At 72.7% G+C, this 10,162-nt stretch carries 9 protein-coding genes; 7 read left to right on the forward strand and 2 right to left on the reverse strand.

All coding sequences use genetic code 11. The annotated features are described in order from the left end of the window. Window positions 1–5 precede the first annotated feature (5 nt). Window positions 6–383, reverse strand: coding sequence for a GntR family transcriptional regulator (locus ASH01_RS09060; RefSeq protein ID WP_056774467.1), 378 nt, complete (start codon window positions 381–383; stop codon window positions 6–8). Further along, window positions 380–1,339: a hypothetical protein gene (locus ASH01_RS09065; RefSeq protein WP_156415506.1), complete on the reverse strand. Its 960-nt coding sequence runs from the start codon at window positions 1,337–1,339 to the stop codon at window positions 380–382. The genes ASH01_RS09060 and ASH01_RS09065 overlap by 4 nt, the downstream gene beginning before the upstream one ends. A 184-nt stretch (window positions 1,340–1,523) precedes the next feature. On the opposite strand from ASH01_RS09065, the gene ASH01_RS09070 reads away from it, so the two are divergent. Genes ASH01_RS09070 through galE form a run of 7 tightly spaced genes read left to right on the forward strand, consistent with a single transcriptional unit; the run spans window position 1,524 to window position 10,152 of the window. Further along, a complete protein-coding gene (locus ASH01_RS09070) occupies window positions 1,524–3,002 on the forward strand; it encodes a cytochrome ubiquinol oxidase subunit I (protein ID WP_056774474.1) in 1,479 nt (492 codons plus the stop codon). A gap of 16 nt (window positions 3,003–3,018) precedes the next feature. Next, window positions 3,019–4,068, forward strand: coding sequence for a cytochrome d ubiquinol oxidase subunit II (gene cydB, locus ASH01_RS09075; protein WP_056774476.1), 1,050 nt, complete (start codon window positions 3,019–3,021; stop codon window positions 4,066–4,068). Window positions 4,069–4,122: 54 nt separating this feature from the next. Further along, a complete protein-coding gene (cydD, locus tag ASH01_RS09080; RefSeq protein ID WP_056774479.1) occupies window positions 4,123–5,865 on the forward strand; it encodes a thiol reductant ABC exporter subunit CydD in 1,743 nt (580 codons plus the stop codon). After that, window positions 5,862–7,730 carry a thiol reductant ABC exporter subunit CydC gene (cydC, locus tag ASH01_RS09085; protein WP_235508683.1) on the forward strand — a complete coding sequence of 623 codons (1,869 nt, stop codon included), beginning with the start codon at window positions 5,862–5,864 and terminating at the stop codon, window positions 7,728–7,730. The genes cydD and cydC overlap by 4 nt, the downstream gene beginning before the upstream one ends. Before the next feature lie 11 nt (window positions 7,731–7,741). Next, entirely contained in the window at window positions 7,742–8,155 is a 414-nt protein-coding gene (locus ASH01_RS09090; protein ID WP_056774481.1) for a BlaI/MecI/CopY family transcriptional regulator, read from the forward strand. Window positions 8,156–8,197: 42 nt separating this feature from the next. Beyond that, window positions 8,198–9,094 (forward strand): M56 family metallopeptidase, encoded by an 897-nt coding sequence (locus ASH01_RS09095; protein ID WP_056774482.1) that lies wholly within the window; start codon window positions 8,198–8,200, stop codon window positions 9,092–9,094. A gap of 41 nt (window positions 9,095–9,135) precedes the next feature. Beyond that, window positions 9,136–10,152 (forward strand): UDP-glucose 4-epimerase GalE, encoded by a 1,017-nt coding sequence (galE, locus tag ASH01_RS09100; RefSeq protein WP_056774484.1) that lies wholly within the window; start codon window positions 9,136–9,138, stop codon window positions 10,150–10,152. Window positions 10,153–10,162 lie beyond the last annotated feature (10 nt).

The raw sequence follows: 10,162 nt of genomic DNA on the forward strand, positions 1-10,162 counted from the left end.
ACCGCTCAGCCGGTCTGCGCCTTGAGCGCGGCCCTGACGAGGTCGACCGCTGCCGCGGTGTCGAGCCCCGCGTCGCGGGCTGCTGCCGCGAACTTCGCCGCGAGCGCCATGACGGCGACGTCGGCCGTGTGCTCTCCGGACGCCACGACGGTGCCGGCCCGACGACGCGTCTCGACGAGCCCCGCCGCCTCGAGCTCCTTGAAGGCGCGCGCCACGGTGTTGGCGGCCAGGCCGAGGTCTGCGGCGAGGGCTCGCACGGTCGGAAGTCGGTCGCCCGGCAGCAGGTGGCCCGTCGCGATGAGGCCGGCCAGCTGGGCGCGGACCTGCTCGAAGGGGGGCTCGGCGACCTCGAGGTCGACGACGATGCGCAGGTCGTCGCTCATCGGGAGCCCCCACCCGACGTCGAGACCGCTGACGCTGCAGGATGGTTCGCCGCACGCGAGCTCGGCACGGCAGGCGCGTCCCAGAGCAGGCAGAAGAGCGCGGCGACCAGGGCGACGAAGCCGAGAAGCGTCAGCGAGAAGGCGAGGTTCTGGGTCCAGTCGACGGGCGCGACGGGCGCGGGCGGAAGTCCCGTGCCGCTCACGGCGCCGCGCAGCCGCTGGGTCACGTCGTTGAGCTGCGGGCCGATGGTGAGGCAGAGCCCGGCTGCCGTGACGAGGGACCCGGCGGCCGACCACCTCAGCACGCGCACGCGCGCCCCGAGCCGAAGGGCACGATCGAGGTCGGGGTCGTCGACGTGGGCCGGACGGGCGTCGGCGACGCGCAGGGCGAGCCACGTGGCGACGGCCAGCAGCGCGAGGGCGCCGACCGTCCCCAGCGTGTAGTCGCGGCCGGGGTAGGCGCTCGTGGTCGTGACGACGACGCCCTTCCACTCACGCATGCCGAGGCGACCCCCGGGCGCCGACGTCAGCCACCCGACGAGCAGCCCCACGGCGCAGAGCACGAGCCCCGCGACGTAGTAGCCGGTCAGGCGCACCGACTCGGTGCCACGGCGGATGTCCAGGGCGGCCTCGCGGCGAGGTCCGGATGTCGGCCGGCGGGGCGCCCAGCGCTCGGCCACCGCCGCGACGATGATGCCGGCGACGGCCGCGAGCGCCGGTACGCCCGGGTGGGCGGTCGCGCCCTCCCCCGACGACGACGCGACGGACCGGTCGACGCCTGCCTGGGCGACGGCATACGCAAGGAGTGCGCCGACGACGGAGCCCAGCGCGGCCCGGCGTCGGGCCCGCGCGGCGAAGGCGTCGAGCCGGCGTGCGCCGAGCCACCGCGCGAGGTTGACGACCAGCGCCAGCAGCACCACCGGCCCGAGGTACCACGTGATCACGCGAGCATCCATGCCAATCCCCTCAACCCCGACTTTGTCGCAATCATTTAACTCATTGATACAAAACGAGTCAAGCGGCCGCGGTCAGGGTGAGCGGGGTCACGCCCATCCCTCGACAGGCTGGCCGACGTCGGCAATCGCACCCGCTAGCATCTACTACGTCATGTAGTTCTGGTGCGACCCTCGCGGAGCCCCCATGAATGCAACGGACCTGGCACGGTGGCAGTTCGCCATCACCACCGTGTACCACTTCCTCTTCGTGCCGATCACGATCGGCATGTCCCTCATCGTCGCCGTCTTCCACACCGCCTGGGTGCGCACGCACAACCCGCAGTGGATGAGGCTGGCGAAGTTCTTCGGCAAGCTCTTCCTCATCAACTTCGCGCTCGGTCTCGTCACCGGCATCGTGCAGGAGTTCCAGTTCGGGATGAACTGGAGCGACTACTCGCGTTTCGTCGGTGACATCTTCGGCGCGCCGCTCGCCATCGAGGCCCTGCTCGCCTTCTTCCTCGAGTCGACCTTCCTCGGCCTGTGGATCTTCGGCTGGGGGCGCCTGCCCGAGAAGCTGCACGCCACGACGATGTGGCTCGTCCACATCGGCACGGTGCTGTCGGCGTACTTCATCCTCGCCGCCAACTCCTTCATGCAGCACCCGGTCGGCTACACCTACAACGCCGCCAGCGGCCGCGCCGAGCTGACCGACTTCTTCGCGGTGCTGACCAACAAGGTCCAGCTCGTCACCTTCCCGCACGTCATCTTCGCCGCCTACATGGCCGGCGCCGGCGTCGTCATGGGCGTCTCGCTCTGGCTCATGCGCCGTGAGGCCAAGGCGGCCGCCGACGACGCGCAGGACGTCGCCCGCACCGACGCGCCGATGTACCGCACGGCCACGCGCATCGGCGCGGTCCTGACGCTCGTCGCCGCCGTCGGCGTCACCATCACCGGCGACGTGCAGGGCAAGATCATGACCGAGGTGCAGCCGATGAAGATGGCGGCCGCCGAGGCGCTCTACGAGTCCGTTCCCGCGGGCGAGGGGGCGCCCTTCTCGGTGCTGACGGTCGGCTCGCTCGACGGGTCGCACGCCAACGCGATCATCGAGATCCCCGGCCTGCTCAGCTTCCTCGCGACCGGCAACTTCCAGGGCGCGGTCCGCGGGATCAACGACCTCAAGGCCGAGTACGCCAAGACCTACGGCGCGAGCGGGAACCCCCGGGTCGCCGACGTCGCGACCGCCTTCGTCCCCAACATCCCGACCACCTACTGGACGTTCCGTCTCATGATCGGTCTCGGCATCGCCACGGCACTCATCGCGATCGCCGTGCTCTGGCTGACGCGCAAGGGGCGCACGCCGACCGCCAGGTGGCTCGCGTATGCCGCCGTGGCCGCTCCGCTCCTTCCCGTCTTCGCCAACAGCTTCGGCTGGATCTTCACCGAGGTCGGCCGCCAGCCCTGGCTCGTCTTCGGCCTCATGACGACCGCCAACGGCGTCTCCCCGAGCGTCTCGATGGGCGAGGTCATCACGTCGATGGTCGTCTTCACGCTCCTCTACGGCGCCCTCGCCGTCGTCGAGATCAAGCTCTTCCTGCACTACGTCCGCAAGGGGGCCGAGCCCTTCGAGGAGCCGCAGGACCCCGCCGACCGGGACGAGGACGCACCCCTCGTCTTCGCCTACTGAGAAGGGCTGAGCTGCAATGGATCTCGCCACCTTCTGGTTCATCGTCCTCGGCGTGCTCTGGACGGGCTACCTCGTCCTCGAGGGCTTCGACTTCGGCGTCGGCATGCTGCTGCCCGTCCTCGGCGGCAAGCGCTACGCGTCCGACGCCGCCGATGCCGAGAAGCGCCGCCGCGTCCTGCTCAACACCATCGGCCCGGTCTGGGACGGCAACGAGGTGTGGGTGCTCACCGCCGGTGGCGCCACCTTCGCGGCCTTCCCGCACTGGTACGCCACGCTGTTCAGCGGCTTCTACCTGCCGCTGCTCCTCATCCTCGTCGCCCTCATCGTGCGCAACCTCGGCTTCGAGTACCGCCACAAGCGGCCCGAGGCCCGGTGGAAGGCCCGCTGGGACCTGGCGATCTTCTGGGGCTCGCTCGTGCCCGCGCTCCTGTGGGGTGTGGCGCTGACGAACATCGTGCGTGGCGTGCCGATCGACGCGAACAAGGAGTTCACCGGCAACCTCTTCACGCTGCTCAACCCGGCCGGCATCCTCGGCGGGCTCGTCTTCGTGACGCTCTTCCTCACGCACGGCGCGATCTTCGTCGCCCTCAAGACCGACGGGAAGATCCGTCACGAGGCACGCCAGGTCGCCGAGCGCGTCGGGGTCGTCGCCGCCGTGCTCGCGGTCGCCCTGCTCCTCTGGCTCGGCCTGACCGACGGCAAGCTCGCCTCGTGGGTCACCACGGTGGTCGCTGCGGTGGCGCTCCTCGGCGCCCTCGCGGCCAACCGCGCGGGTCGTGAGGGGTGGGCCTTCATCGGCACGGCCGTCACCATCGCCATGGCGGTCGCGACGTACTTCCTCGTGCTCTTCCCGAACGTCATGCCGAGCTCGACCAACCCGGACTGGAACCTCACCATCGCCAACGCCTCGAGCACCGACTACACGCTCAAGGTCATGACGATCGTCGCGCTGATCTTCACCCCGATCGTGCTGATGTACCAGGGCTGGACGTACTGGGTCTTCCGGAAGCGCTTGACGGTCAAGCACATTCCCGAGGACGTACCGCGCGAGACCGTCTCCCGCTGACCCTCTGAGCCACACGACCCCACCCGTCCGACCCGACGAGAGAGCACGCACTCCGTGAAGCCCTTCGACCCACGACTCCTCCGGGCGGTCCCTGCCGCCCGGAGGCCCGTCGGCGTCCTCGCCGCGACCGGCATCGCGAGCGGTGTCACGACGATCGCCACGGCCTTCGCGCTGTCGGCGGTCGTCGTCGCGGTCGTCGAGGGGACCGACCTCGCGTCGCCCCTCACCCGGCTGCTCGGGCTCTTCGTCGTGCGGGCCTTCCTCGCCGCGACGACGGAGCGGGTCGCCGCCTGGGCGGGCGTCTCCGTCTCGTCGGCGCTGCGGGCGGCCCTGCTGCGCCGGTGGGGCACCGTCGACGCCGACGCGCGGCTCGAGCCGGGCGCCGCCGTCTCGCTCGCGACCGCGGGCACGGCGGCCGTGGAGCCGTATGCCGCTCGCTTCCTCCCGACGCTCGTGACCGCGGCCGTCGTGCCGGTCCTCGCCATCGCGACGCTCGTCGTCGTCGACTGGCCGAGTGCGCTGGTCGTCGCGCTGACGCTGCCGCTCCTGCCCGTCTTCGCGGCACTCATCGGCAAGGCCACCGCCGAGTCGACGGAACGCCGCTGGGCCGCCCTCGCCTCGCTCTCCGGCCACTTCCTCGACGTCGTCCGCGGCCTGCCGACGCTCGTCACCTACGGCCGGGCCCACCGCCAGGCCATGACCGTGCGCGAGGTCAGCGACCGGCACCGGCGCGCCACCATGGAGACCCTGCGCATCGCGTTCCTGTCGTCCGCGGCCCTCGAGCTGCTCGCGACGATCTCCGTCGCCATCGTCGCCGTCACCGTGGGCCTGCGCCTCTCGCACGGCTCGATGGCGCTCGGGGCGGGACTCGTCGCGATCCTCCTGGCGCCCGAGGCGTACTGGCCGGTGCGCCGGGTCGGGGCGGAGTACCACGCCGCCGCCGACGGAGCCGTCGCCCTCGACGCGGTCCTCGGCCAGCTCGACCCCACCCCGGCCAGGGCCGAGTCCCCCTCGACCCCCGCACCGAACGCCGCGTTCGGTGCCGAACTCACTGATAGAACAGCGCGTTCGCGACCGAACGCCGCGTTCGGTGGGGCGGCGCCTGGGAGCGGGCGGGTCGGGGAGGTGCGCGTCGCCGGCCTCACGTACGCGTATGCCGGGTCGCCGGCTCCCGTCGTCCGTGACCTCGACCTCGTGGCGGGTCCCGGCCTCACCGTCGTGACCGGTCCGTCCGGCGTCGGCAAGTCGACGCTGCTCGACCTGCTCGCCGGTCTGCGCCGCCCCGGGGCCGGAACCGTCGAGGCTCCCCCGTCGCACTACGTGACGCAGCGGCCCTTCCTCTCGACCGGGTCGGTGCGCCAGGCGCTGACGATCGGCCACCCGGCCACCGACGACCAGCTCTGGGAGGCCCTGCGCGCCGTCGGTGTCGACGGTGTCGTCGCGGCACTCCCCGGTGGGCTGTCCGCCGACCTCGGCGACGACGGCTTCGGCCTGTCCGCCGGCCAGCGCCAGCGGCTGGCCCTGGCCCGCGCCTGGCTCGCCCCCGAGACGCTGCTGCTCCTCGACGAGCCGACCGCGCACCTCGACCCCGAGGGCGCCGAGCACGTCGCCGCCCTCGTCGCCGAGCTCGCCGAGCGCCGTGTCGTCGTCGCTGTCACGCACCGCGACGAGCTGCTCGCGCACGCCGACCACCACCTCGTCCTCGCCGCCGCAGACGCAACCTCCCTCGAGGTGATCCCGGAGGCGACGTCGCCATCGACATCACCTCGAACCGCGGGAGAAGAGGGCGACCGATGAGCACCGCGTCCGCTCCTGACCCCCGCGTCGAGGTGGTCGCGCACCCCACGTCGGTGCCGGCATCACCTCGAACCGCCGGTTCGCGGCGGCGGCGGGTCTGGTGGCCCTCGGCCGGCACCGTGCGCGGCGGGCTGCTCGGCGGCATCGCCACGGCGTCGGGCATGGCCCTGACCGCGACCTCGGGCTGGCTCATCGTCCGGGCGTCACAGCAGCCGGTCATCCTCACTCTCCTCACCGCCATCGTCATGGTGCGCGCCTTCGGCATGGCCCGACCGGTCTTCCGCTACTGGGAGCGCCTGACGAGCCACGACGCCGCGCTCGAGATGCTCGCCGAGCGACGGACCTCCGCCTATGAGGCACTCGTGCCGCTGACACCCGCCCGGCTCGGGCGACGCCGCCGCTCCGACGTGCTGACCGGGGTCGTCGACGACCTCACCGACGTCGTCGACGCGCAGGTACGAGTCACCGTGCCGGTCATCTCGACGGCCGTCGCGGGGGGCATCGCCATCGCGCTCACCCTCGTGCTGTCCCGGCCCGTCGGCCTGGTCATGCTGGGGCTCGGCGTCGCCGTCTGCCTCATCAGCCTGCTCGCGACCCGCCTCGAGTCCCGCTCCCTGCCGGAGCTGCTCGCCGCCCGCGCCGAGGTGACCCGCGTCAGCGAGCTGATGGCGAGCCAGTCGGGCGAGCTGCGTGCCGTCGGCGGCTGGGCGACGGCGCTCGGCTGGCTCGACGAGGCCCACAGCGCCCTCGACCGCGTCACCCGACGCATCAGTGCCGGTCGGGCGGCCGCCGCCTCACTCTTCCTCGTCGCCGTCGGCGCGGCGGTCGCTGCCACGGCGGTCATCGCCCAGGACCTCGCCGTGTCGACCCCGGTCAAGGCCCTCCTCGTGCTCACACCCGTCGCCGTCTCCGAGGCGATCACCCCCCTCGTCGACGCCATGCGCGCCCTGGCCCGGGCCCGCGGCAGCGAGCGCCGCATCGACGCCCTGCTCGACCTCGCCCCGGCCGTCGCCGACGAGCCCCGCCACGCAGCCGCCGAGCCCGGCCATGCGCCCGACGACACGTCGGGCACCCGGCCCGAGCACACGGCATACGCACGCAGTGGCGTCACGACGCGGGCACTCACCGCCTCGTGGATGGGCGAGCGCACCGACCTGGGCCCGACCGACCTCGACGTGCCCGCCGGGAGTCGCATCGCGGTCACGGGACCCAACGGCAGCGGCAAGTCGACCCTGCTGGCCGTGCTCGCTCGCCACCTCGACCCGTCGGGCGGGACCTACCGGCTCGGCGGGACCGACGTGCTCCGCCAGCCCCTCGAGGAGACCCGCGCGCGCATCGCCGTCGTCGACGACGAGACCCACGTCTTCGCCACGAGCCTGCGCAACAACCTCACGCTGGCCCGCCCCGACGCGGACAACGCCGACGTCGAGCGCGCCCTCCGCGCCGCCGGCCTCACGACCCTCCTCGAGGGTCTGCCCGACGGCCTCGACACGACGCTCGGGTCCACCGGCCGCGGGCTCTCCGGCGGCGAGCGGGCCCGCCTCGGCATCGCCCGGGCGCACGTCAGCGGCCGCCCCGTCGTGCTCCTCGACGAGCCGGTCGCCCACCTCGACCCGCCCACGGCCCGCGCCGTCGTCGAGGACCTGACGCGCCTCGGCCGCGCACCGGGTACGACAGGGGTGGCGGGCACGGATGCGCCCGCGCAGACGATCATCATGGTGACCCACCGCGACGACGGGGCCGACCTGTTCGACCGTGTCCTCGAGGTGCGCCGCCCGCCGTCGGGGACGATGTCCCCGACCACCGCAGACCCGGTCCCCCACTCGGGCGACCGCACGCACGAAGCCGACCCACCCCGTCGGTAGATTGGAACGCCATGCCCAGCACACCCCGCAACCGTCTCGGCGACCTCGAGCGTGTCGTCATGGAAGAGCTCTGGACCACCGCGGACGCCCACCCCGAGGGGCGCACCGTCCGTGAGGTCCACGACGCGATCGGTGTCGAGCGCGGGCTCGCCTACACGACGCTCATGACGGTCCTCGACCGGATGGCGAAGAAGGACCTCGTCCACCGCGAGCGCGACGGCCGCGCCTGGCGCTACACCGCCGCGTCGACCCGCGCCGAGCTGACGTCCGAGTCGCTGCACCACACGCTCGGCGAGCTCGCCGGCAACACGCGACGCACCGCGCTGCTCCACTTCCTCGACGAGTCCACCCCGGAGGAGATCGACGAGCTCAAGGCCGCGCTCGCCGAGCTCGAGGCGCGGCGCCCCGACGACGCGAAGCGCTGACCGACCGATGACTCCCTCTGCGGCCCGCCGCGCCACCTGACCGTGCTCGTCGTCGCGGCCCTCGTCGTCCTCGCGGTCCTGCTCGCGTGGCCGGTGCCGCGCGTCCTGGCCCGCGCGACGTCGCTGCGCCGCGCGCCCCGGGCCGCGCTCGTGCTGTGGCAGTCCACCGCCGTCGCCGCCGTGCTCGCCGCGCTGCTCGCGGCGCCCGCGGCGATCCCGCTGCTCGTCGGCCGGCAGGTGCGGCTCTCGGAGCACTGGGTGACGCTCGCCGTCGCCGCCGCGCTCAGCGGGGTCGTCGCCGTGCGACTGCTCCTCTCGGGCGACCGGGTCGGACGCAACCTGCGCGCGGCGCGCCGTCGCCACCGCGACCTCGTCGACCTGCTCGGGGTCCCCGGCGAGGGCGCCGACCGGCACATGCGCGTCCTCGAGCACACGACCCCGACCGCCTACTGCGTCCCGGGCGTCCGTCGTCGCGTCGTCCTGACGCAGGGCACCCTCGACCGGCTCGGTCCCGACGAGCTGTCGGCGGTCCTCGCCCATGAGCGCGCCCACCTCGGCGCCCGTCACGACCTCGTCATGGAGTTCTTCACCGTCGTCCACGAGGCGATGCCCGGCTTCCTGCGCTGCGACGACGCCCTGCGCGAGGTGCACCTGCTCATCGAGGTCCTCGCCGACCGCGCCGCCGTCCGTCACGCCGGGGCCGTCAGCACCGGGCGCGCCATCGTCGCCATGGCCGGCGGACCCAAACCGGCCGGCGCCATGGCGATGGCCGACAGCACGCGCGTGGCCACCGCGCGCATCGGGCTGCTCGACGCCGAGCGGATCGCCGGTCTGCCGATCCCCGCCGTCGCGGTGATGATGTATGCCGTGTCGGCCGTTCTCATCGCGACGCCGCTCGCGCTCTACCTCGGCGCGATCGCCGAGCTCACGCTCGTCTGAGGGCCTGCCGACGCGTGGGGCCGCCTCGATAGGGTGGCGCCATGCGCGTACTCGTCAGCGGCGGAGCCGGCTACATCGGCTCGCACACGGTGGTCCAGCTCGTCGCGGCGGGGCACGAGGTGCTCATCGTCGACAACTTCGGCAACAGCAAGCCGACGGTCGTCAACCGTCTCGAGGCCCTGACCGGCACCCACCTCGACGTGCGGTCGTTCGACCTGCGCGACCACGACAAGACCGAGCACCTCTTCGCCAACGAGAAGATCGACGCCGTCATCCACTTCGCCGGGCTCAAGGCCGTCGGCGAGAGCGTCGAGCTGCCGCTCGAGTACTACGAGAACAACCTCGTCTCGACCTTCTCGCTCGTGCGCGCGATGCGTCGGCACGGCGTGACGAAGCTCGTCTTCAGCAGCTCGGCCACGGTCTACGGCCACAACAGCCCGCCGCTCACCGAGGAGATGTCGACCGCGGCGACCAACCCCTACGGCTGGACCAAGGTGATGATCGAGCAGATCCTGCGCGACGTCGCCGCGGCCGACCCGTCGCTGCGGATCGCGCTGCTGCGCTACTTCAACCCGGTCGGCGCGCACGCGAGCGGCACCATCGGCGAGGACCCGCAGGGCATCCCCAACAACCTCATGCCGTTCATCGCCCAGGTCGCGGTCGGCCGACGCGAGAAGCTGCTCGTCTTCGGTGACGACTACCCGACCCCCGACGGCACGCCGCTGCGCGACTACATCCACGTCGAGGACCTCGCCGCCGGCCACCTCGCGGCGCTGACCAAGCTGGGCCAGGTCGACGACCCGGTCTCGACGTGGAACCTCGGCACGGGTCACGGCACGAGCGTCCTCGAGGTGCTGCACGCCTTCGAGCAGGCGGTCGGGCACGAGCTGCCCTACGAGGTCGTCGGCCGGCGCGCGGGTGACCTGCCCGAGTCGTTCGCCGACCCGTCGCGAGCCCACGCCGAGCTCGGCTGGCGCGCGGAGCGCACCATCGAGGACATGTGCGTCGACCAGTGGCGCTGGCAGAGCGCCAACCCCACCGGCTACCCCGACGCCTGAACCCGCGACC

Source organism: Terrabacter sp. Soil811 (assembly GCF_001429655.1).
GTDB lineage: Bacteria > Actinomycetota > Actinomycetes > Actinomycetales > Dermatophilaceae > Terrabacter.